The sequence below is a fragment of the Pseudoflavonifractor phocaeensis genome, assembly GCF_016901735.1.
GTDB lineage: Bacteria > Bacillota > Clostridia > Oscillospirales > Oscillospiraceae > Pseudoflavonifractor_A.
In genome coordinates this window covers 22463-43818 of sequence record NZ_JACLZC010000019.1, presented here as the reverse complement: position 1 = coordinate 43818, position 21356 = coordinate 22463, and the positions used below count along the sequence as shown (strand labels likewise).

21 protein-coding genes are annotated in these 21356 nt (G+C 62.7%); 17 read left to right on the top strand and 4 right to left on the bottom strand.

Translation table 11 applies throughout. The features are described 5' to 3' along the window. Positions 1-151: 151 nt before the first annotated feature. Positions 152-1495, bottom strand: a complete 1344-nt coding sequence (locus H7U37_RS06080; RefSeq protein ID WP_243413556.1) for a hemolysin family protein — start codon at positions 1493-1495, stop codon at positions 152-154. A gap of 221 nt (positions 1496-1716) precedes the next feature. On the opposite strand from H7U37_RS06080, the gene H7U37_RS06075 reads away from it, so the two are divergent. The 13 genes from H7U37_RS06075 (at position 1717) to H7U37_RS06015 (ending at position 15294) form a co-directional block, all read left to right on the top strand. Beyond that, positions 1717-2997 carry a chloride channel protein gene (locus tag H7U37_RS06075; RefSeq protein WP_204874435.1) on the top strand — a complete coding sequence of 427 codons (1281 nt, stop codon included), beginning with the start codon at positions 1717-1719 and terminating at the stop codon, positions 2995-2997. Then, positions 2994-3662, top strand: a complete 669-nt coding sequence (gene sdaAB, locus H7U37_RS06070) for an L-serine ammonia-lyase, iron-sulfur-dependent subunit beta (protein ID WP_204874434.1) — start codon at positions 2994-2996, stop codon at positions 3660-3662. Before H7U37_RS06075 ends, sdaAB begins: the two co-directional genes overlap by 4 nt. 6 nt (positions 3663-3668) lie before the next feature. Beyond that, complete coding sequence (gene sdaAA / locus H7U37_RS06065) at positions 3669-4532, top strand: L-serine ammonia-lyase, iron-sulfur-dependent, subunit alpha (RefSeq protein ID WP_204874433.1); 864 nt, start codon at positions 3669-3671, stop codon at positions 4530-4532. Positions 4533-4609: 77 nt separating this feature from the next. Then, the gene (locus tag H7U37_RS06060) at positions 4610-4978 is read left to right on the top strand and encodes a VOC family protein (RefSeq protein ID WP_204874431.1); all 369 of its coding nucleotides are present in this window, start codon (positions 4610-4612) and stop codon (positions 4976-4978) included. A gap of 3 nt (positions 4979-4981) precedes the next feature. Further along, the gene (locus H7U37_RS06055) at positions 4982-6043 is read left to right on the top strand and encodes an acyltransferase (RefSeq protein WP_204874429.1); all 1062 of its coding nucleotides are present in this window, start codon (positions 4982-4984) and stop codon (positions 6041-6043) included. A gap of 13 nt (positions 6044-6056) precedes the next feature. Beyond that, a complete protein-coding gene (locus H7U37_RS06050; protein ID WP_204874427.1) occupies positions 6057-7481 on the top strand; it encodes an MBOAT family O-acyltransferase in 1425 nt (474 codons plus the stop codon). Positions 7482-7490: 9 nt separating this feature from the next. Continuing rightward, complete coding sequence (locus H7U37_RS06045) at positions 7491-8702, top strand: DHHW family protein (protein WP_204874425.1); 1212 nt, start codon at positions 7491-7493, stop codon at positions 8700-8702. Positions 8703-8873: 171 nt separating this feature from the next. Next, positions 8874-10295, top strand: a complete 1422-nt coding sequence (gene pyk / locus H7U37_RS06040) for a pyruvate kinase (protein ID WP_204874423.1) — start codon at positions 8874-8876, stop codon at positions 10293-10295. A 161-nt stretch (positions 10296-10456) separates the two neighbouring features. Beyond that, positions 10457-11107: a stage II sporulation protein R gene (locus H7U37_RS06035; RefSeq protein WP_204874420.1), complete on the top strand. Its 651-nt coding sequence runs from the start codon at positions 10457-10459 to the stop codon at positions 11105-11107. Between the two features lie 171 nt (positions 11108-11278). After that, positions 11279-12334: a SpoIVB peptidase gene (gene spoIVB, locus H7U37_RS06030; RefSeq protein ID WP_204874417.1), complete on the top strand. Its 1056-nt coding sequence runs from the start codon at positions 11279-11281 to the stop codon at positions 12332-12334. 320 nt (positions 12335-12654) lie between these two features. Then, complete coding sequence (gene spo0A, locus H7U37_RS06025) at positions 12655-13416, top strand: sporulation transcription factor Spo0A (protein WP_204874415.1); 762 nt, start codon at positions 12655-12657, stop codon at positions 13414-13416. Positions 13417-13547: 131 nt separating this feature from the next. Then, positions 13548-14045, top strand: a complete 498-nt coding sequence (locus H7U37_RS06020; protein WP_204874413.1) for an RNA polymerase sigma factor — start codon at positions 13548-13550, stop codon at positions 14043-14045. Beyond that, positions 14029-15294, top strand: a complete 1266-nt coding sequence (locus H7U37_RS06015) for a DUF4179 domain-containing protein (protein ID WP_204874411.1) — start codon at positions 14029-14031, stop codon at positions 15292-15294. Before H7U37_RS06020 ends, H7U37_RS06015 begins: the two co-directional genes overlap by 17 nt. 347 nt (positions 15295-15641) lie before the next feature. Here the strand turns inward: H7U37_RS06015 and H7U37_RS06010 are convergent, their stop codons facing one another. Beyond that, complete coding sequence (locus H7U37_RS06010; RefSeq protein ID WP_204874409.1) at positions 15642-17000, bottom strand: PFL family protein; 1359 nt, start codon at positions 16998-17000, stop codon at positions 15642-15644. A 12-nt stretch (positions 17001-17012) separates the two neighbouring features. Then, positions 17013-17282: an ACT domain-containing protein gene (locus tag H7U37_RS06005; protein WP_204874407.1), complete on the bottom strand. Its 270-nt coding sequence runs from the start codon at positions 17280-17282 to the stop codon at positions 17013-17015. Between the two features lie 203 nt (positions 17283-17485). On the opposite strand from H7U37_RS06005, the gene mtaB reads away from it, so the two are divergent. Next, positions 17486-18817, top strand: a complete 1332-nt coding sequence (gene mtaB / locus H7U37_RS06000; RefSeq protein WP_204874405.1) for a tRNA (N(6)-L-threonylcarbamoyladenosine(37)-C(2))-methylthiotransferase MtaB — start codon at positions 17486-17488, stop codon at positions 18815-18817. On the opposite strand, the gene H7U37_RS05995 is transcribed toward mtaB, so the two are convergent. Continuing rightward, a complete protein-coding gene (locus H7U37_RS05995; protein ID WP_204874403.1) occupies positions 18774-19304 on the bottom strand; it encodes an FUSC family protein in 531 nt (176 codons plus the stop codon). The two genes, mtaB and H7U37_RS05995, sit on opposite strands and share 44 nt — an antisense overlap. A gap of 102 nt (positions 19305-19406) precedes the next feature. Between H7U37_RS05995 and thyA the strand changes: the two genes are divergently transcribed. From thyA to H7U37_RS05980, 3 genes are read left to right on the top strand one after another with little or no spacing between them, the layout of a single operon-like run. Further along, a complete protein-coding gene (gene thyA, locus H7U37_RS05990) occupies positions 19407-20237 on the top strand; it encodes a thymidylate synthase (RefSeq protein ID WP_204874402.1) in 831 nt (276 codons plus the stop codon). Positions 20238-20255: 18 nt separating this feature from the next. Beyond that, positions 20256-20753 (top strand): dihydrofolate reductase, encoded by a 498-nt coding sequence (locus H7U37_RS05985; protein WP_204874400.1) that lies wholly within the window; start codon positions 20256-20258, stop codon positions 20751-20753. After that, positions 20740-21306, top strand: coding sequence for an NUDIX hydrolase (locus H7U37_RS05980; RefSeq protein WP_204874399.1), 567 nt, complete (start codon positions 20740-20742; stop codon positions 21304-21306). The genes H7U37_RS05985 and H7U37_RS05980 overlap by 14 nt, the downstream gene beginning before the upstream one ends. Positions 21307-21356 lie beyond the last annotated feature (50 nt).

The window sequence follows — 21356 nt, the reverse complement described above, 5'->3', positions numbered from 1 at the left end:
GGGCCGTTCCTATATGGAAAATCGAAAAACGATCCTGCGGCAATCTGCATTCTTCCCGCAGGATACTTTCATTTTGATAGGAGTCAACAGGCTTTTTCGACAAGCCGAGCCCCGGACCAGCGGTCCGGGGCCAGATGAAAGCTTTCTTTGCCTACTTTCTTTCTCGAAAGAAAGTAGGGCTTTCTGAGAAAGAAAGTAGGGCCCATTCGACGCGGCGCTCCCGGAGGAGCTCCACCCGGATGGTAAGACCGTAGATCTCCACCTCCGGATGGCTGCCGTCCTCGGGCAGAACGGAAAACTGCTCAAACACCAGTCCGCCCAGGGTCTCGGCCTCCTCCTCTTCGGGGAAGGTTACCCCCAGGGCCTCGGCCACCTCGTCCAGCGGCGCGCCGCCGGATACCCGCCAGCGCCCCTCCCCCAGCGGGATGATCTCCGGCCGCTCTTGGGGATCGAACTCGTCGTAAATATTGCCCACGATCTCCTCCAGCAGGTCCTCCAGGGTCAAAAGGCCGGCGGTACCGCCGTATTCGTCCACCACAATGGCCATGTGTACCTTTTTGGCCTGCAGGTCCCGGAAGAGCTTATGGGCCTCCACCGAGCCGGGCACAAAGTACGGCTTGCGCAGCAGGGCTTTCAAGGGCTTGGGGGCGGGGCTGCTCCGGTTGAGGAGATAGGTGCGGGTAGAAAGGATGCCCAGGATATCGTCCACATCCTCGCCGCACACCGGGAAGCGGGACAGGCCGCTGGTCTTGATGGTATCCAGGATGGTCTCGTCGCTGTCCTCCATGGACAGGGTCACCATATCGGTGCGGTGTACCATGACCTCCTCGGCGGTCAGGTCGTTGAAATCAAAGACATTTTCAATGATGGCCTTTTCGTCGCTCTGGATGGCGCCCTGCTCCTCGCCCAGGTCCATCATCATGCGGATGCCCTCCTCGGAGACCTCCTCCTCGTCGCCGTCGGGGTCCAGGCCCAGCAGGCGCAGCATTCCGTTGGTGGAGACAGTAAGCAGCCAGATCACCGGGCGCATCACCACCGACAAAACCCGGATGACCCCGGCGGTAAAGCGGGCCACCGCCTCGGCCTTCTGCATGGCCACCCGTTTGGGCACCAGCTCGCCGAACACCAGGGTAAAAAAGGACAAAATCACGGTGACCACCACCACCGAAAGGGTATTCACCACACCGGCGGCGGCATCGTTCAGGGCCCACAGGTCCACCGCGGCGGCGGTGAGCCGTCCGGCGAAGTTTTCCGCGGCAAAGGCGGAGCCCAGGAACCCGGCCAGGGTAATGCCGATCTGAATGGTGGAGAGGAAGCGGGTGGGGGCTTCCACAATGGCCAGCAGCCGTCCGGCGGTCTTGTCGCCCTCCTCGGCCTGAAGGCGGAGCATCCCCTCGTTGAGGGAGAGCAGCGCAATCTCCGAGGAGGCAAAAAACGCGTTGAGGGCAATCAGGATGGCCTGGAGCAGCAGCTGCGGCCATAACGGTTCGTCCAAGAGAAATTCCTCCTTCTGCAATACGGGAACCAAAGTCGCGTCTCTGAGGACGCCTACAACAGTATATCACACCCTATGTCTGTTTGCACGAAAAAAGCGACTGGTTTCTCTGTACAAAAGGGAGAAAAATGGATGCGGCCCCTGGCTTGGATGTGATATAATGATGTCCGCCAAAAACAGGCCGGCGGTATGAAGGGCCGGCGTAAGGGAGAGACTGAGATATGGATCAACTGCTTTCGCGTGGCAAACGAATGGCGGGACACGGCGTCGTCTTTGTGCGCTGGGTCCTCTTCTCCGCCGTCATCGGCGTGGTGGTGGGGCTGGTGAGCAGCGCCTTTTACCTTTGCTTTGCCTGGGCCACCGGGGTACAGACGAAATGGCCCTGGCTGCTCTATCTCCTGCCGGTGGGTGGCGCGGCCATCGCCCTGCTCTACCGGGTGTGCGGCATGGAAAAGGACCGGGGCACCAACTTTGTGCTGGTGGCCGTGCGGGAGGACGCCCCCCTCCGGCTGCGCACCGCGCCGCTGGTGTTTTTGTCTACCATCCTCACCCACCTGCTGGGCGGCTCCTCCGGTCGGGAAGGGGCCATTCTCCAGATCGGCGGCTCCATCTCCTCCAAAATCGGCCAGTGGACCCATCTGGACGAAAAGGACCGCCGGGTCATCACCATGTGCGGCATGTCCGCCGCCTTTGCCGCCCTCTTCGGCACCCCTCTTGCCGCCGCCATTTTCGCCATGGAGGTGGTGAGCGTGGGCGTGCTCTACTACGCCGCTCTGGTGCCCTGCACCCTCTCCGCCCTCATCGGAGTATGGGTGGCCGGATTGTGCGGCGTGGCGCCCACCGCCTTCCCCCTGTCCGGCGTCCCCGCTCTGGAGCCCCTGCCCATGCTCCAGGTGCTGGGCCTGGGTCTGCTGCTGGCGGTGGTGTCCATCCTCTTCTGCCGCATCATGCACGGGATCTCCCACCTCTACGACCGCTTTTTCACCAGCCACCTGCTGCGCGGTGTGGTGGGTGGTCTGCTGGTGGTGCTTCTCACCCTGCTGGTGGGCTGCCGGGACTACAACGGCGCGGGCAGCGCCGTCATCGCCGCCGCCATCGGCGGTCAGGCCCGGCCGGAGGCCTTTTTGCTGAAAATCATTTTCACCGCCCTCACCCTGGGCGCCGGCTTCAAGGGCGGCGAGATCGTCCCCGCCTTTTTTGCCGGGTCCACCTTCGGCTGCGTGGCCGCGCCGCTGCTGGGCCTGCCCGCCCCCTTCGGCGCGGCGCTGGGCATGGTGGCCGTCTTTTGCGGGGTCACCAACTGCCCCCTCACCTCCCTGCTGCTGGCCTTTGAGGTCTTTGGCGGGGGCGGACTGCCCTTCTTCGCCATCGTGTGCGCCGTGACCTATATGCTCTCCGGCTACGACAGCCTGTACAGCGAGCAGAAAATTCTCTATGGCAAGTACCGGGCGGAGTACATCAACCAAAAAGCCAATCCCCACGGAGAGGACGACAACGTATGACCATCTTTGACATTCTGGGTCCCGTCATGGTGGGGCCCTCCAGCTCCCACACCGCCGGGGCGGTACGCATCGGACTGCTGGCCCGGCGGCTGCTGGGCGGGGACCCCATCGGGGCGGAGCTCATCCTCCACGGCTCCTTCGCCGCCACCGGCCGGGGCCACGGCACCGACCGGGCCCTCATCGCCGGTCTGCTGGGCATGGCCCCCGACGACCCCCGCATCCCTCAAAGCTTCGCCCTGGCCAACGACGCCGGTCTCTCCTTCCACTTCCAGAACGGCGTCCTCAAGGATGCCCACCCCAACTCGGTGCGCATCAAGGCCATGCGGGCCGACGGGGGACGCATCGATCTGACGGCAGCCTCTCTGGGGGGCGGACGGGTGCGGGTCATGGCGCTGGACGGGATGCCCGCCGGGTTTTCGGGGGAAAAGCATACCCTCATCATCCGCCACCGGGATCAGGTGGGGCAGGTGGCCATTGCCACCCGTATTTTATCTGGCGACCGGGTGAACATCGCCTCCATGCAGCTCTACCGCAGCGCCCGGGGCGGAGAGGCCATTATGATCATCGAAAGCGACGAGGCCATCGCCTCCTCCACCCTCCGGGCCATCCGGGGGACGGAGGGGGTGCTCCAGGTGACCTATCTCAACGCCGGCGGGGAGGAGTGATTTTTTATGGGTTTCACATCAGTGGAAGGGCTGCTTCGCCGGGCGGAGGCGGAAGGGCTTCCCCTCTGGCAGGCGGTGCAGCGGGAGGACGTGGAGGACCGGGGGACCGACGCCGCCGACTCCTGGGCGCGGATGGAAAAGCTCTGGCGGGCCATGGGGGAGGCCGCCGCCGACTATGACCCCAACCGCCGCTCGGCCAGCGGACTGGTGGGCGGGGAGGGCGGAAAGCTCGCCGGCCCCGGCCCAGGGCTCTGTTCTCCCTTTTTGCGGGCGGTCATGGCCCAGGCGGTCCAAATGGCGGAGTGCAACGCCTGTATGCGCCGCATCGTGGCCGCCCCCACGGCGGGGGCCTGCGGGGTGCTGCCGGCGGTGCTGCTGCCTCTGGCCAAGCGGGACGGCCTGGCGGACGCCCAAATGATCCAGGCTCTCTACGTGGCCGCCGGTTTCGGACAGGTCATCGCCAGCCGGGCCTCCATCGCCGGGGCCGAGGGGGGCTGTCAGGCCGAGGTGGGCGCCGCCTCCGGCATGGCCGCCGCCGCCCTCGTTTCCCTGCTGGGCGGGACGGGGGAGCAGTGCGCCCACGCCTGCGCCATGGCCCTGGCCAACCTGATGGGCCTGGTCTGCGACCCGGTGGCCGGTCTGGTGGAGGTCCCCTGCGTCAAGCGCAACGTGGTGGGGGCGGTGAACGCCCTGACCTGCGCGGAAATGGCCCTGTCCGGCCTGGTCTCCCAGATCCCCTGCGACCAGGTCATCGACGCCATGGGGGCGGTGGGGGCCGCCCTTCCCCCCTCCCTCCGGGAGACCGGGCTGGGCGGTCTGGCCGCCACGCCCGCCGGGCGGCAGGTGGCCCAGGAAATGCGGAGCAAATGAGGTCCGCTACAACGACTTGCGAAATAGTCCCATTTATGATAGGATAACCTCGACTTTGATGGAAAGAGGTGTTTCCCATGCTGCAATTCAACCACTTTAATTTTAACGTGCTGGACCTTGCGCGCTCTCTGGACTTCTACGCCAAGGCGCTGGACTTGAAGGTGGTCCGGGAAAAGGAGGCCGCCGACGGCTCCTTCCGTCTGGTGTACCTGGGCGACGGGGAGACCGGCTTTCAGCTGGAGCTGACCTGGCTGCGGGACCGGACCGAGCCCTACAACCTGGGGGAGTGCGAATTCCACCTGGCCTTCGTTACCGACGACTACGAGGGCATCCACGCCAGACACGCCCGGATGGGCTGTATCTGCTACGAAAATCCGGCCATGGGTATTTATTTCATCTCCGATCCCGACGGTTACTGGATCGAGATCGTGCCCGCCAAGGATTGACGCATGGCAGCATCTGACAAGGGACGGCTGGTCTATGGGGATGGTCTGCGGGTAGCGGCCACAGCGGCAGTGGTGATCCTCCACCTCTCGGGAGGCTGGATCGAACAGACGGCGGTGGACGGCTGGGCCTGGATGGCCTGTAATATTTATGACGGCTTCGTGCGCTGGTGCGTACCGGTTTTCGTTATGCTCTCCGGTATGTTTCTGCTGGACCCTACACGCAGATTTGCGCCGTCCGATCTGCTTCGCCACGCCCTGCGGGTGGTCATCCCTCTCGCGGTATGGAGCGCCGTTTATGGGGTCTTTGCCCTGCTACTCTCCCATACCCTGTCGCTCCAGACTGTGGTGGACGCCCTGAAAAATGCCCTCTGGGGTCATCTCCACTATCATCTGTGGTTCCTGCCCATGATTCTGGGGCTCTATCTGGTCACCCCTATTCTCCGTGCCTTCGTGAAGGGAACTTCCCGGTCCGATTTTCACTACTTTTTTCTTCTGACCTTTCTGGTCACCTTTCTGCTGCCTACCCTCCTCAAGCTCCGGCCCAGTCAGACGGTATCCACTTGGCTGAATCAGCTGAATCTCTCTCTGGTGCTGGGCTATGTGGGCTACTATGTGGCAGGCTACTATCTGCGCGTCTTTTCCCTGTCCCGTCCGGTCCGTCTGACGCTCTATGTCCTGGGCGCGGCGGGAGGCGTGGTCACGGTATGGGGCACCGCTCTCCTCTCCCGGCAAAGCGGCGTCTCCGACTTTACCCTGTACAGCTACATGGCCCCCAACGTGTTGGTCATGGCGGTCGCTCTCTTTGTACTTTTTCGCACCTTGGTGGGGGAGCGCGTCTCCGCCGGCGGCGGCAGGATGTTGTCCGGCACCTCGGCCATTACCTTCGGCATCTACCTGTCCCACGACCTGTTCATCATGCTGCTGCGCCACTATGGTATTTCCACCCTCTCTCCTCTGCCTCCGGCGGTCTCCATTCCTCTGCTGGCAGCCGGCGTCTTTCTGTGCGCGGCGGCGGTGGCTTGGCTTCTCTCCAAGCTCCCCGTTGTGGGACGCTATCTGATCTAAAGGAGTTCCCCGGATGCTTTTTTCCAGTTCTGTCTTTCTATTTCTCTTTTTACCCCTGGTCCTGGCGGGCTATTACGGCCTGTGTCCCCTCTTCGGACGGCGGCGCAGGGGGGCGCAGAACCTCTTTCTGCTCTTTGCCTCCCTCTTCTTCTACGCCTGGGGAGAACCCTGGTTCGTCATTGCCATGCTGGGCTCCATCGCCGGAAACTACCTCTTCGGCCTGTGGGTGGGGGCGCGAAAAAAAGCCGGCCGGAGTTTGACCCTCCCCGTAGTCTGCGCGGTGGCCGCCAACCTGTCCCTCCTCTTTGTGTTCAAGTACCTCACCTTTGTGCTGACCCAGCTGGGCCATCTGGGCCTTGCCCTCACGGCGCCGGTCATCGAGCTGCCCATCGGCATCTCCTTTTTTACCTTCCAGTCCATGAGCTATGTGCTGGACGTGGCCAGGGGACACGCGGCGGTCCAGCCCTCCCCCTTCAAGGTGGGCCTGTACATCTCCTTCTTCCCCCAGCTCATCGCCGGTCCCATCGTGAAATATGAGACCATCGCCGGTGAGATCGACGGCCGGGTGGAGAACTGGGCGGACTTCTCCGCCGGTGTGAGCCGCTTCCTGGTGGGACTGGCCAAAAAAGTACTTTTGTCCAACCAGTTGGCGGTGGTGGCCGACGCCGCCTTTGATAAAGGCCCCGACTCGGTGCTTTTTGCCTGGGTAGGCTCGGTCTGCTACCTGCTCCAGCTCTACTTCGACTTCGGCGGCTATTCCGACATGGCCATCGGTCTGGGTCGGATGTTCGGCTTTCACTTCCTGGAAAACTTCCGCTATCCCTTCTGTGCCCACAGCGTGTCGGAATACTGGCGGCGGTGGCATATCTCCATGACCACCTGGTTCCGGGATTATGTCTACATTCCGCTGGGCGGCAACCGCCGCGGTGCAGCGGCCACGCTGCGCAATACCTTTGTGGTGTGGCTCCTTACCGGCATCTGGCACGGGGCCAACTGGACGTTCCTGGTATGGGGCCTGATGAACTTCGGCTTCATGCTCTGGGAAAAGCAGTGGGGCCATCCGGAGCAATGGAAGCCCTTCTGGAGCTGGCTCTATACCTTCACCGCCGCGGTGCTGGTCTTTACCGTCTTTCGGGCCGATTCGCTGACCGCCGCCGCGTCCTATTTCCAGGTCCTCTTCCACCTGGGGGATTTTCCCATTTGGTCGGACAATGTGGCCCTTTATCTGCGGGAGTACGGTTTCTTTCTCCTGATGGCCGCGGTGGCCTCCGCCCCCACCGCCACCGCGCTCCGCTCCTGGCTGGACGCCCGGGCGGTCCGTCCCCTGCGGTGGACGTGGAGCGCCGCCGGCGTGGCCGCGCTGCTGGCCTGCTTTGGGGTGGCGGTGTGCTTGATCGTCAAGGGCACCTATAATCCCTTTATCTACTTCAATTTCTGAGGAGGAGCCATGAAACACGCAACACCCCGGGAGACGGTTACCGCCGTGCTCTTTCTCCTCCTCTTGCTGGGAGGCTGCCTTTACGCTCTTTTTCCCTTTCTGACCGGGGAAAGCGACCTGCGGGCCGCTCTGGGACAGCTGCGCCGTGGTGAAACCACGGTGGACGCCTTCCTGGGGGAGGCGGAGGAGGACCTGAACGGCGATCTGGACCGCTCCCACAGCTTCATCCAGCTCTATGGCGGCGTGCAGCGGCTGCTGGGCCGGCGGGTGCTGGGAGACGTGGACCCGGCCAACACGGTGGTGCGGCTGTCCAATGACAGCCTGCAATTTGTGGACATGACCCAAACCGGCCCCAAGGACACCGTGGCGGACAACGCCCAGGCCGCCGTGGCGTTTCGGGACGCCCTGGCGGAGGAGGACATCCCCTTCCTCTATATCATGGCGCCCCAGAAGATCGGCCCGGGCATGGAGGAGACCCTCCTTCCGGAGGGCATCGCCGACTACGGCAACGGCTATGCCGACGACTTTTTGTCCATTCTGCGGGAGGCCGGCGTGGACACGGTGGATCTGCGGGACATTCTGGCCGCGGAAGGAAACTGGAGCGACTGGTTTTTCCGCACCGACCACCACTGGAAGCCGGAAGCCGCCTTTTACTGCTATCAGGCCCTGACCGATACGCTGGAGACCTATGGCATTTTCACCGACCCCATGTATACCGACGAGGCAAACTGGGAAAAAACCATCTATGAGGACTACTTCCTGGGCTCCCAGGGCAAACGGGTGGGCTCCCTCTATGTGGGCGTGGATGATTTTACCGCGTTTACTCCTAAATTTTTTACCGACATGTGCTATGACTGCGATTTTTATAACATCCACCGCAGCGGCGCCATGGAGGAATCGGTGCTCTTTCCCGAGCGCGTGGCCCAGATGGACTACTTCAACGGCAACCCCTACACCTATTACGCCGGGGGAGACTACCCCCTGGCCACGGTGGAAAACCGCCAAAATCCTGACGGAAGCTCCGTTCTCCTCCTCCGGGAATCCTTCTCCTGCGCCATCACACCTTTCCTGGCCCTCTCCTGCGCGACCCTTAACACCATTGATCTGCGCTATTTTACCGGTGATTTGATGGATACCATCGAAGAATTGCAGCCGGATCTGGTCATTATGCTCTACGCCACCACCTCAAGCGCCAACGAAACGCTGTTTCAGCTCTCGTAAGGAAGCAATTAAGCCGAAAACAGTCTCCTTTTGGCAGGTGTGTCTACATCCTGCATCACAGCCCCCGTTTCTTGTTGCTTTTGACGCTTCTCTTGCAAATCAGTTTGGGATATAATGAATGTTGCTGGTAAATGTTATTAAATGGAAACCCGCAACAGGGAGGAATTTTGTATGAACGTGAGAAAAACCAAAATCATCTGCACCCTCGGTCCCTCCGTGGACAACGATGAAATGATCGGCAAGCTGATCGACGGCGGTATGAACGCCGCCCGTTTCAACTTCTCCCACGGCACTCACGAGACCCATCTGGCTCAGCTCAACCGCCTCAAGCGCATCCGCGACGAGCGCAACGCCTGCGTGGCCGCCATCCTGGATACCAAGGGTCCCGAGATCCGCATCAAGACCTTTGAAAACGGCCCCATCATGCTGGAGAAGGGCGCTACCTTTACCCTGCACACTGACGAGGTGGAGGGCACTGCCGAGCAGATTTCCGTCACCTATCCCAACCTCCACAACGAGGTGAGCGTGGGCTGCCGCATCCTCATCGACGACGGTCTCATCGAGATCCTGGTCAAGGAGATCCAGGGCCAGTCCATCATCTGCGAGGTGGAGAACGGCGGCCCCCTGTCCAACAACAAATCCATCAACATCCCCAACGTGAGCATCCAGCTCCCCGCCCTCACCGAGAAGGACCGGAGCGACCTGCAGTTTGCCGCCGAGAACGACTTCGACTATATCGCCGCTTCCTTCATCCGTAAGGCCAGCGACGTGGAGGACATCCGCGCCTGCCTGCATGAGTTCGGCGGCGACCATATCGGCATCATTGCCAAGATCGAGAACCGGGAGGGCGTGGACAACCTGGACGAGATCATCGCCGCCGCCGACGGCATCATGGTGGCCCGCGGCGACCTGGGCGTGGAGATCCCCGCCCACGAGGTGCCCATCCTCCAGAAGCGCATGATCAAGGCCGCCACCGCCAAGGGTATCCCCGTCATCACCGCCACCCAGATGCTGGACTCCATGATCCGCAACCCCCGCGCCACCCGTGCCGAGATCTCCGACGTGGCCAACGCCGTGTTCGACGGCACCTCCTGCGTGATGCTCTCCGGCGAGACCGCCTCCGGCAAGTACCCCGTGGAGGCCCTCCAGACCATGGTCAACACCGTCACCGCCGCCGAGAACTCCATCCGCTACTGGAACCGCTTCCGCACCCGCAAGATCGTCTGCGAGCCCGGCATCACCTACGCCATCACCCACACCGCCTGCATGACCGCCATGGACCTGGAGGCCTCCGCCATCCTGGCCGCCACCAAGTCCGGCTACACCGCCGAGATGATCTCCCGTTTCCGTCCCGCCTGCCCCATCGTGGCCGTGTGCCAGAGCGAGCAGACCCGCCGCCGTCTGGCCATCTCCTGGGGCATTGAGAGCTGCCTGACCGGCCTGGTGGACTCCACCGACCGTCTGTTCTCCATGTCCGTCAACGTGGCCCTGAAGGAGGGCTTCGTCCAGAAGGGCGACACCGTGGTCATCACCGCCGGCGTGCCCATCGGCGAGAGCGGCAGCACCAACCTCATCAAGGCTCAGCAGGTGTAAGCCTGCCCCTTTGCTCCCCTTCGTCTGTGCAGAGGCGGAACGGGAGGACAACCCATACAAAACGCGCTTCGGCTTCGGTCGGAGCGCGTTTTTTTGCCGGTATAAATCTTTGAAAAACCGTCCAAACTACGGGGTAAGCATACATAGGACGGTGAAGTCATATGAAAAAATTCTGGCGTGAAAAAAACAGGCTCCGCCGGCTGGAGGCGGCGCTGCTGGCCGGTCTGGCGGCGGCGGTCCTCTCGGGGGCCGTCCTGAAGGAGGAGCAGACCGATCTGGCCGATAAGCTCATCCGCCTCCATGTGGTGGCCAACTCCGACTCGGAGGCCGACCAGACTCTGAAGCTGGCGGTGCGGGACCGGATTTTGGAGGAGGCGGAGGGGCTGATCCCGCCGGGCAGCAGCCGGGAGGAGGCAATGGCGCTGCTCTCCGGCCATCTGGAGGAGCTGGCCGCGGCGGGCGCGGCGGCGGTGGCGGAGGAGGGCTATGCCTATCCCGTTATCGCCTCCCTGGAGGAGGACGTGTGGTTCCCCACCAAAACCTATACGGATTTTGCCCTGCCGGCGGGAAACTATACGGCGCTGCGGCTGGTCATCGGGACGGGCGGCGGACAAAATTGGTGGTGCGTGGTCTTTCCGCCCCTGTGTCTGGGCTCGGTCACCGAGGCGGTGGCCCAGAGTGCCCCCGAGGAGGCCTTTTCCGCCCGGGAGGTGGCCCTCATCACCGGGGAGGACGAGGGATATATCGTCAAATTCAAGACCATGGAGCTGCTGGCCCAGGCGGAGGAATGGCTTTCCGGCTGGACGCGATAAATATTTTCCGTTTTTGCGCAAACATGGCCCCTTGCCGCCGCCGACCCGCCGCCGGACGGGGGCTGGGCCTCTTTGACAAGGCAGTGCTTCCGCCCTTTGGCAGCACGGATCGCCCCTTCTCCTGGAGATAGTAAGGATGTCCCCATCGGGACGGAAGGGAGAATCCGAACCATGCAGGAGGAAGGAAGAACGAGACCATGGGTGCTGACCGCCCTGCGGATGCTGCTGCTGGCGGCGGTGCTGGGCGTGGTCCTCCAGGGGCCGTGGGCGTCGGCGGCGTCGGCGGTGAAAACGGTGGTGCCGCTGGGAAGAGCGGTGGGCATCAAGCTCTTTTCCGACGGCGTCATGGTGGTGGGACTTTCCGAGGTCTCCACCGCCGCCGGCAGTCAGGCCCCCGCCCGGGACTGCGGCCTTCAGGAGGGCGACATCATCACCCACATCAACAGCACCGAGGTGGACACGGTGGAGGAGGTGCAGAGCATCCTCCAGGACCTGGAGGGGGAGACCATGAGCATCCGGGCGGTCCGGGGGGAGGACCAGGTGCAGATGACCGCCCAGGCGGTGCAGTGCTCCGCCGACGGGGCCTATAAGCTGGGGGCCTGGATTCGGGACTCCATGGCGGGCATCGGCACCCTGACCTTTTATGACCCGGACACCGGCGCTTTCGGGGCGCTGGGCCACGGGGTGAGCGACGTGGACACCGCTCAGCTCATGCCCCTCCAGTCCGGCTCCATCATGTATGCCACCGTCAGCACGGTGCAGAAGGGCGCCGTGGGCGCGCCCGGCCAGCTCCAGGGCGATTTCCAGGTGAACCGGGACCTGGGCGAGCTGTGGTCCAACACCAGCCAGGGCATCTTCGGCAGCCTTACCGACGAGACGCTGACCCAGGGCACGCCGGTGGAGGTGGCCCGGCGGGATCAGGTCCAGGTGGGCAAGGCCCAGATTCTGTCCAACATCGCCGGCGACCGGGTGGAGACTTATGAGGTGGAGATCACCCACGTCTACCCGGAAAAGGAGGGGGATGACCGGGAGATGATGCTTAAGGTCACCGATCCCCGGCTGCTGGAAACCACCGGCGGTATCGTCCAGGGGATGAGCGGCAGCCCCATTCTGCAAAACGGCCGCATCGTGGGGGCCGTTACCCACGTTTTGGTCAATGACCCCACCCAGGGCTACGGCATTCTCATGGAAACCATGCTGGACGCGGCAGAGGGTACGGCAACGTAACCTCTGACCGGCCGGGGAAACGGGCGAAGATATCGGCGGGATATCCTCGCCCGTTGCCTGCCCCCTGCCCCCCGTCCATGGCAGGCGGCCTGTTAAATATTTCTTAAAGGAAAGAAAAAACGGCGCTTATCGCCGCGAATCCTGTTGTTCTCCCCAAAAAAGTCGAATTTGAGGTCGAGTGGTGTCGAACGGAAAATATCCAAAAACTGGTAAAAACTGCTTGCGTTCGCTGTCCCATTATGATACATTATAGTTGACCGGTACACAGCCCTGGCCAGGCGGGAACAAGCGGCGGAATACCGCCGGAAGAAGGAGTCTACATGGAGAACAAACGGATATTGATTGCCGACGCCGGGGAAGAATTTCGCCGGCTGTTGGCCGACGCCATCTCACGGGAACCTGATCTGGAGCTGGTGGGCGAGACGGGCAACGGCGGCGAAGCCGTCTCTCTGGCCCGTGCCCTCCGACCGGACGTGGTGGTGATGGATCTGGTCCTGGCCGATCTGGACGGGGTAACGGTGCTCAAGGAACTGCGGGGACTGGAGACGCGGCCCCGCATTCTGGTACTGTCCAGCTTTGCCCAGGGGAATCTGGCAGTCCTGGCCGCCGGGGCGGGCGCGGACTACTATCTCCTCAAGCCTTGTAAGCCGGAAACGGTGCTGGAGCGGCTGCGGCAGCTCACCGCCGGCAGCGCCCCGGAGGAAACGGCCGTCCAGCCGCCCCGGGTGCAGAGCCTGGAGAGCGTGGTCACCTCCATCATCCATGAGATCGGCGTACCCGCTCACATCAAGGGCTATCAGTATCTCCGGGAAGCCATTCTCATCGCGGTGGCCGACATGGACGTCATCAACGCCGTGACCAAGGTGCTCTATCCCGAGGTGGCCAAGCACTTCGGCACCACCGCCTCTCGGGTGGAGCGGGCCATCCGCCACGCCATCGAGGTGGCCTGGGACCGGGGCGATCTGGAGACGCTGCAAAAATACTTCGGCTACACCGTCTCCAACGCCAAGGGAAAACCCACCAACAGCGAATTTATCGCCATGATCGCCGACCGGCTGCAATTGGAGCAGAAGGAGCGGTGAACCCTTCCTTTGACGGGACGCAGGTTGGGACTGCGCCCCGTCTTTTTTTCTGATTTTCCGGTTACGTTTTGCCTCCGGCCGGTGTTATATAGGTGAACGCGTTCCAAAGAGGAGACAAAGGAGGAATGGCTATGGAGCTTTCCGCACGGGAACAGGAGGCCAAGCGTCTGGTTGACGCCTGGTCGGACCACATCCTGCGCCTGGCCTGGACCTGGCTGCCTACCCCCGCCGACGCCCCAGACGTGGTGCAGAACGTGCTGCTCAAGCGGCTGGAACACGGGGGACGCTTCCCCACGCCGGAGGCGGAACGGGCCTGGATGGTCCGGGTGACCATCAACGAGTGTAAAAATCTGCGCCGCAGCCTGTGGCGGCGGCGGGAGGTGCCCCTGGAAGAAGCCGCCCGGCAGTCCGCGCCGGCCCGGCAGGACACCGACCTTTTGGAAGAGATACGCAAACTGCCCCAAAAGGACCGTGAGGTCCTGGTCCTCTATTATTATGAGGGCTATTCCACCGATGAACTGGCCGCCTTTTGGAAGATGCGCCCCGACGCGGTACGGATGCGTCTCTCCCGGGCCAGAGCAAAATTAAAAGTGCGATTGGAGGGAACGGAATATGAATCCCATTCGTGATGATTTGGAGCGTCTGTCTTTTTCCCAATCTGAAAAGGAGGCCCTGACCGCCGCCCTCACCGCCGCGGGGGCGGAGCGTGTCCGTCCCATGCCCATGGCCTACCGGCGGATCATCGCCCTGGTGGCGGTGGTATCCCTGCTCATCGGCGCGGTGGGGGCGGTGTCGGTGGCGGGGATCTCTCCCGGGTTCCGCGCCTTTTTCGGCATTGAGACGGCGGAACAGGAGGAACGCCTTCAGCCCAAGACCATCCATCAGGTCTATGAGGACCCCAACGGCACCGGCACGGTGCTGACGGTGGAACAGGTGCTCATGGACAGCCGCAATCTCTATGTGACCATGGATCTGGCCGCGCCGGAGGGGACCGTGCTCCCCCAGGTGCCGGAGGCGCTGGAACTGGGGGAAAGCAGCTACTGGGTGTCTACCAGGAGCGAGTCCGCCGGTTCCATGTCCGCCTGGCTCACCCAGGACGCGGAAGGGGCGCAGAACTGGGACGGCGCCGGCAGCATGAGCTACGGCTTTACCGCTCTGCCCGATGAAAACGGCGCGGGCAACCACATCTCTCTGGTCTTTCAGCTGACCCTGTACGGCAGCACCTTTGACGAGACCTGCCAATATCTGCACATCGGCCCCATCTCCCAGCTCAACCGCTACAATCCCGCCGCCGGCTGCTACGACCAGATCGCCCTGGAGGGCTTCCACTTCTCGGTGGTCATCCCGCTGGAGGGCAGCAGAGTGGAGCAGTATGATTTTCAGGGCCGGTCTCTGGTCCAACTGGGGGGCGATACCCTGGCGCTCATGGACAATCTCTCCCTCTCCCCCATCTGCCTGAGCTTTGACCTTCTGTGCGGCAGTGAGGACCAGTATAACGCCCTTTCGGAGGGCCTCTCCAACGGCGGCTGGCCGGTCTATGTGCTGCTGCGGGACGGCACCCGGGTCGATGCGTCCTTCCCCGGCAACTTCAGCTTCTCCCACTACGCCGCGGGGGAGGACACCGGCATCTTTTTTGCCGCCGCCTCCCTCTCCCTTCAGCTGGAGCACCCCATCGACCCGGCGGAGGTGGATGACATCATCTTTGTAGGCGACAACGGCGACGAAACCGGACGATATACCGACACGCCTAAGCGCATCTACTTCTCTTTTGACCCCAACTGGCGCAACGACCACTACTGGAACGAGGTCAACGCCCTCCAGATGGAGCGCAACGCCAACCGGGACGACACCTCCGATCTTCTCATTCAGATGGGATAAGCGCCCCAGCTCAACCCCGGCAAAAGGCCCCGGACCAGAAAATGCTGGTCCGGGGCCCTGCTCTTCGGAAGCAGCACCCACATCTCCCCGCCGTTCCACCTCGTAGGGGCGACCCTGGCGGCCGCCCGCTTCCATGCGGGCACGTTGACATTTCCTGCACCGCATTCCACTTCTTCGACAGTCTGCGGGCGCCATATATGGCGCCCCTACGTCGCTTATTTTATATCCGCCGGGAAAAAGGAAGCCCCCAGACCGCAGTCTGGGGGCAGATTTAAGCTTTCTTTGCCTGCTTTTTTTCTCGAAATTTAAGCTTTCTTTGCCTACTTTCTTTCTCGAAAGAAAGTAGGTCAGTTTTTGAGGCTCTGCATGGGGGCGGGGATGCGGCCGCCGCGGGCGATGAAGTTCGCGCTGGAGAAGGGGTGGACGGGCTGCACCGGCGCGGAGCCCAGCAGTCCGCCGAACTCCACCGTGTCGCCCACCTTGCAGCCGGGGGCGGGGATGATGCGCACGGCGGTGGTCTTGGAGTTGACCATGCCGATGGCGGCCTCGTCGGCGATGATGGCCGAAATGGTTTCCGCCGGGGTATCGCCGGGGACGGCGATCATGTCCAGGCCCACCGAGCAGACGCAGGTCATGGCCTCCAGCTTGTCCAGGGTCAGCGCGCCGGACCGGGCGGCGGCGATCATCCCCTCGTCCTCGCTGACGGGGATGAAGGCGCCGGACAGACCGCCCACATGGGAGGAGGCCATCACGCCGCCCTTTTTCACCGCGTCGTTGAGAAGCGCCAGGGCGGCGGTGGTGCCGTGGGTGCCGCACACCTCCAGGCCCATCTCTTCCAGGATGCGGGCCACGCTGTCACCGATGGCGGGGGTGGGGGCCAGAGACAGGTCCACGATGCCGAAGGGGGTGTCCAGCCGCCGGGAGGCCTCCTGCGCCACCAGCTGTCCCATACGGGTGATGCGGAAGGCGGTCTTTTTGATGGTCTCGGCCACCACGTCGAAGGGCTGACCCTTCACGTCCTTGAGGGCGTGATACACCACGCCGGGGCCGGAGACGCCCACATTGATGACCTTCTCCGGCTCCCCCACGCCGTGGAACGCGCCGGCCATGAAGGGGTTATCCTCCACGGCGTTGGCAAAGACCACCAGCTTGGCGCAGCCAAAGCCCCCCTGGTCTGCGGTGCGCCGGGCCAGGTCCTTAATGGTCCGGCCCATCAGAGCCACCGCGTCCATGTCGATACCCGCCTTGGTGGAGCCCACATTCACCGAAGCACAGACAATATCGGTGGTGGACAGGGCCTCCGGAATGGATTTGATGAGGGTACGGTCGGCCTCGGTCATGCCCTTTTGGACCAAGGCGGAAAAGCCGCCGATGAAGTTGACACCGGTGGCCTTGGCGGCCTTGTCCAGCGCCACGGCGAAGGGGGTATAGTTGTCCGTCCGGGACGCCGCCGCCACCAGGGCGATGGGGGTCACCGAGATCCGCTTATTCACAATGGGGATGCCGAACTCCCGCTCGATGGCCTCGCCGGTGACCACCAGGCGCTCGGCATAGCGGGTAATCTTCTCATAAATGGCGTCGCAGGCCTCCTTGGGGTCGCTGCGGGCGCAGGAGAGCAGGGAAATACCCATGGTGATGGTGCGCACGTCCAGATGCTGCTGGTCGATCATCTGGATGGTCTGCATGATTTCCTGTTGGTTGAGCATGGGGGACCCTCCTTAAATGCGGTGCATGGCGTTGAAAATATCCTCCCGCTGGATGCGGATGGAGAGGGAGCGGTCGTAGCCGGCCTTCTCCAGCAGGACGCCCATCTCGGCAATGGAGGTATCGCAGGCGGACACGTCCACCAGCATAACCATGGTAAAATACTCCTGGAGCACCGTCTGGCTGATATCCAGGACGTTGATCTGATGCTGGGCCAGCAGGGTGCACACGGCTGCGGTAATGCCCACCTGGTCCTTGCCAATCACGGTAACAATGGCTTTCATAAACGGCTACATTCCTTTCTCTTCTCAGAAGCCTCCCCTTTCCGGGTACAAATCTCTGAGATATCCCTTTTTCGGCCGGTTCAGCAGGCATTATTTTACCACACCCCCCACCCATTGTAAATCCACATTCTGACGGCTTTACATTTGCTTTTGCGGTGGATATAATGGAATGATATCAATTTTTATAAATGAGGGAGCACCCAATGAACATCGCCATCTGTACCCTGGGCTGCAAGGTCAACCAGTACGAGACCCAGGCCATGGAGACCGAGCTGGTCCGCCGGGGCCATACCCTGGTCCCCTTCGACGGCCCGGCCGACGCCTATCTCATCAACACCTGCACCGTCACCGCCGTCAGCGACAAAAAGTCCCGGCAACTCATCCGCCGGGCGCAAAAACAGGCCCCCCACGCCCTGGTGGGGGTGTGCGGCTGCTACGCCCAGACCGCGCCGGAGGCCGTGGCCGCGCTGGGTGTGGACCTGGTGGCGGGCACCGGCGGGCGGATGGCCTTTCTGGACGATCTGGAGCGTCTGGCCGAGGACCGGCAGGCCGCCCGATTTGCCGGGGAGCCGGTGGTCCATGTGGACAACGCCCTGCGCCGCCGCGCCTTTGAGCAGCTGCCCGCCGGCGGGCTGGAGGGCCGTACCCGCGCCATGCTGAAGGTGGAGGACGGCTGCGTCAACTTCTGCACCTATTGCATCATCCCCTACGCCCGGGGTCCCATCCGCTCCCTGCCCCTGGAAGAGGCCAAGGTACAGGCCGCCCGTCTGGCGGCGGAGGGGTACAAAGAGATTGTCCTCACCGGCATTGAGATCTCCTCCTGGGGGATGGACTTTCGGGACGGCTCCGGGCTTGCCGACCTGGTGGAGGGGGTCTGTCAGGCCGCGCCGGGCCTGCGGGTCCGGCTGGGCTCTCTGGAGCCCCGCACCGTTACCGAGGATTTCTGCCGCCGCCTGGCCCGGCTCCCCAACCTCTGTCCCCATTTCCACCTGTCCATGCAGTCGGGCTGTGACGCGGTTTTGAAGCGTATGAACCGGAAATATGATACGCAGCGTTATTATGAGTCAGTTCGACTCCTGCGGGTATCCTTCGACCGGCCCGGTATCACCACCGACCTGATCGTGGGCTTTCCCGGCGAGACCGAGGCAGAGTTCACCGAAACCCTGGCCTTTGTGGAAAAGTGCGCCTTTACCGCCATGCACATCTTCCCCTACTCCCGCCGGACCGGCACCCCCGCCGCCGCCATGGACGGCCAGACGCCCAACGCCGTCAAGGAGGACCGGGCCCACCGGGCCGGCGCTCTGGCCAAAAAGCTGGAGGAGGCCTATCTGGACGGCTGGGTGGGGCACACCCTCCCCGTGCTCTTTGAGGAGGAGAAGGACGGCCTGTGGCGGGGCCACGCCCCCAACTATGTGGAGGTGTACGCCCCGGGCGAGGCATTACACAACGTAGAAAAAACGGTGAAAATCACGGAACGGCAGGGAAGCCGTCTCATTGCCGCTCCGGCCAGCCCATCCGGCGACAGATCCAATTGATCCACCCCACCAGCCGCTCTCTGGGAAAGAGGGCGTTGATGGCCAGCGACATCACCACCCCCACGCCGGTATCCAGCATCCGGTTGAGGGAATAGCTGATGTAGTTGTCCGGCCCGATGCTGAAAAGGAGGAGGCAGAGCACCACCCCGCCGGGCTGGACCGCTCCCACCCAGAAAATCTGGGCCAGGACAATGAGGATTACAATGCCCACAAAGAGGAGGGGCACCAGCAGGATCCGGTTTTCTCCCGTGGGGTAAAAAATAAGGTAGAAGCGGTAGAGGACCATCCCCAAAAAGCCGCCGATGACGGTGCCGAAAAGCCGGTTGCCGCCGTGGAGCTTGGAGTGCTCCAGGTTGGCTCCCATGCCGAAGATGGCGCCGATGCAGGCAAAGGCGGGGTTGCGGTTAAAAAAATAGTAGATGAGGGCGCAGAGAGACGCGGAAAGAGCCGTTTTCAGATTACGCAGACCGATATGGGGCAGTTTCATGACCAGCCGCCTCCTGTTTTGTTGATACCTTCCATGATACACAAAATTTGTTCCGGTGCAAAGGGGTTTTTCTCTTTTTCCCGGTGAAAGGAACCGAATGTTATGAGCTATGCAGACACCCTTTTCCTGGCCAACTGCCGGGAGATCCTGTCCCGGGGGGTGTGGGACACCGACTATCCCGTCCGTCCCCGCTGGGAGGACGGAACCCCCGCCCACACCGTCAAGGTGTTCGGCCTGGTGAACCGCTACGATCTGTCCCAAGAATTTCCTATTCTCACGGTGCGCCGGCAGTATCTGAAAACCGCCGTGGACGAGCTTTTGTGGATCTGGCAGAAAAAGTCCAACAACGTCCGCGACCTCCGCTCCCACATCTGGGATTCCTGGGCCGATGAGCGCGGCTCCATCGGCAAGGCCTACGGCTATCAGCTGGGCGTAAAACACACCTATCCCGAGGGCGAGATGGACCAGGTGGACCGGGTGCTCTACGATTTGAAGCACAACCCCACCTCCCGGCGCATCCTCACCAGCCTCTACAACCACCACGACCTCCACGAGATGGGGCTCTATCCCTGCGCCTGGTCGGTGACCTTCAACGTCTCGGGCAAAAAGCTCAACGCCGTTTTGAATCAGCGCTCCCAGGACATGCTCACCGCCAACGGCTGGAACGTGATGCAGTACGCCGTTCTGGCCCATATGCTGGCCCAGGTCTCCGGCCTGGAACCGGGCGAGCTGGTCCACGTCATCGCCGACGCCCACATCTATGACCGCCACGTCCCCATTGTGGAGGAGCTCCTCTCCCGCGCCCCTTACGACGCCCCCGCCTTTAAGCTGGACCCGTCGGTCACGGATTTTTATGCCTTTACCCCCGACTCGGTCTCCCTGGAGGGCTATCAGGCCCACAGCCTGGACGTAAAAATTCCGGTGGCGGTGTAAGCGCAAGGAGGGATTGGGATGAACGCCATTGTAGCGGCGGACCAAAACTGGGCCATCGGAAGGGGCGGCGACCAGCTGGTCTACCTGAAAGAGGACCTCAAGCGCTTCCGCGCCCTGACCACCGGCCATGCCGTCATTCTGGGCCGCAAGACCCTGGCCACCTTTCCCGGCGGGCGGCCGCTGAAGCACCGGGAAAACCTCATTCTCTCCCGGGACCCGGACTTTCACCCCGAGGGCTGCCGGGTGTTCGGGGACATCCCCAGTCTGCTGGCCGCCGCGCCGGCGGACGCCTTTGTCATCGGCGGCGGCAGCGTGTACAAAGCCCTGCTGGATGCCTGCGACACCGTCTATGTCACCCGCATCGACGCGGCCTTCCCGGCGGACACCTGGTTCCCCGACCTGGACCGGGACCCGGACTGGGCAATCACGGACATCTCCCAGCCCCTGGAGCAGGACGGCCTCGTCTATCGCTATGTGACCTACCGCAGAAAGGAGAGCGACCATGTACCCGGATGACATCGCCGCCTACGCGCCCCAAAACGCCCAGGAAACGGCGGACCAGCGCATGATGCTGGACTATATTCGCCTCTTTCCCCACAATATTCTGACCCGGGACAACGAAATCGCCCACTTTACCGCCTCCGGGTTCATCGTCAACGCCGACGGCTCCAAGGTGCTCATGGCCCGCCACAACCTCTACCGCGTCTGGGCCTGGACCGGCGGCCATGCCGACGGCGAGTCCGATTTTCTCTCGGTTGCCCTGCGGGAGGCCCGGGAGGAGACCGGCATCGTCCACATCCGCCCCCTCTCCCCCGCCATCGCCTCCCTGGACATTCTCCCGGTGTGGGGCCATGTGAAGCACGGCAGATATGTGCCCGCCCACCAGCATCTCAATGTGACCTATCTCCTCCAGGCCGACGAGACCGACCCGCTCTCCATCCGCCCGGCGGAAAACAGCGGCGTGGGCTGGCTTCCCGTGGAGGGGCTCACCCGGTATACCAACGAGTGGCAGATGGACGGGGTGTATGAAAAGCTGCTGGCCCGGGCGAGGGCCATTCTGGACCGCTGATTTTTTTCGCTTGCACTAGGAAAATCCGCCAGCTTGGTGTATACTATAAG

Excerpts from the sequence above, each read along its gene's own strand:
- spo0A (WP_204874415.1), top strand. The coding sequence starts at position 12,655 with ATGGAGAACAAACGGATATTGATTGCCGACGCCGGGGAAGAATTTCGC.
- mtaB (WP_204874405.1), top strand. The coding sequence starts at position 17,486 with ATGAACATCGCCATCTGTACCCTGGGCTGCAAGGTCAACCAGTACGAG.
- sdaAB (WP_204874434.1), top strand. The coding sequence starts at position 2,994 with ATGACCATCTTTGACATTCTGGGTCCCGTCATGGTGGGGCCCTCCAGC.
- H7U37_RS06015 (WP_204874411.1), top strand. The coding sequence starts at position 14,029 with ATGAATCCCATTCGTGATGATTTGGAGCGTCTGTCTTTTTCCCAATCT.
- H7U37_RS06045 (WP_204874425.1), top strand. The coding sequence starts at position 7,491 with ATGAAACACGCAACACCCCGGGAGACGGTTACCGCCGTGCTCTTTCTC.
- H7U37_RS06010 (WP_204874409.1), bottom strand. The coding sequence starts at position 17,000 with ATGCTCAACCAACAGGAAATCATGCAGACCATCCAGATGATCGACCAG.
- H7U37_RS06055 (WP_204874429.1), top strand. The coding sequence starts at position 4,982 with ATGGCAGCATCTGACAAGGGACGGCTGGTCTATGGGGATGGTCTGCGG.
- pyk (WP_204874423.1), top strand. The coding sequence starts at position 8,874 with ATGAACGTGAGAAAAACCAAAATCATCTGCACCCTCGGTCCCTCCGTG.
- thyA (WP_204874402.1), top strand. The coding sequence starts at position 19,407 with ATGAGCTATGCAGACACCCTTTTCCTGGCCAACTGCCGGGAGATCCTG.
- H7U37_RS06020 (WP_204874413.1), top strand. The coding sequence starts at position 13,548 with ATGGAGCTTTCCGCACGGGAACAGGAGGCCAAGCGTCTGGTTGACGCC.
- H7U37_RS06005 (WP_204874407.1), bottom strand. The coding sequence starts at position 17,282 with ATGAAAGCCATTGTTACCGTGATTGGCAAGGACCAGGTGGGCATTACC.
- H7U37_RS06060 (WP_204874431.1), top strand. The coding sequence starts at position 4,610 with ATGCTGCAATTCAACCACTTTAATTTTAACGTGCTGGACCTTGCGCGC.
- H7U37_RS05995 (WP_204874403.1), bottom strand. The coding sequence starts at position 19,304 with ATGAAACTGCCCCATATCGGTCTGCGTAATCTGAAAACGGCTCTTTCC.
- H7U37_RS05980 (WP_204874399.1), top strand. The coding sequence starts at position 20,740 with ATGTACCCGGATGACATCGCCGCCTACGCGCCCCAAAACGCCCAGGAA.
- sdaAA (WP_204874433.1), top strand. The coding sequence starts at position 3,669 with ATGGGTTTCACATCAGTGGAAGGGCTGCTTCGCCGGGCGGAGGCGGAA.
- H7U37_RS06050 (WP_204874427.1), top strand. The coding sequence starts at position 6,057 with ATGCTTTTTTCCAGTTCTGTCTTTCTATTTCTCTTTTTACCCCTGGTC.
- H7U37_RS06035 (WP_204874420.1), top strand. The coding sequence starts at position 10,457 with ATGAAAAAATTCTGGCGTGAAAAAAACAGGCTCCGCCGGCTGGAGGCG.
- H7U37_RS05985 (WP_204874400.1), top strand. The coding sequence starts at position 20,256 with ATGAACGCCATTGTAGCGGCGGACCAAAACTGGGCCATCGGAAGGGGC.
- spoIVB (WP_204874417.1), top strand. The coding sequence starts at position 11,279 with ATGCAGGAGGAAGGAAGAACGAGACCATGGGTGCTGACCGCCCTGCGG.
- H7U37_RS06075 (WP_204874435.1), top strand. The coding sequence starts at position 1,717 with ATGGATCAACTGCTTTCGCGTGGCAAACGAATGGCGGGACACGGCGTC.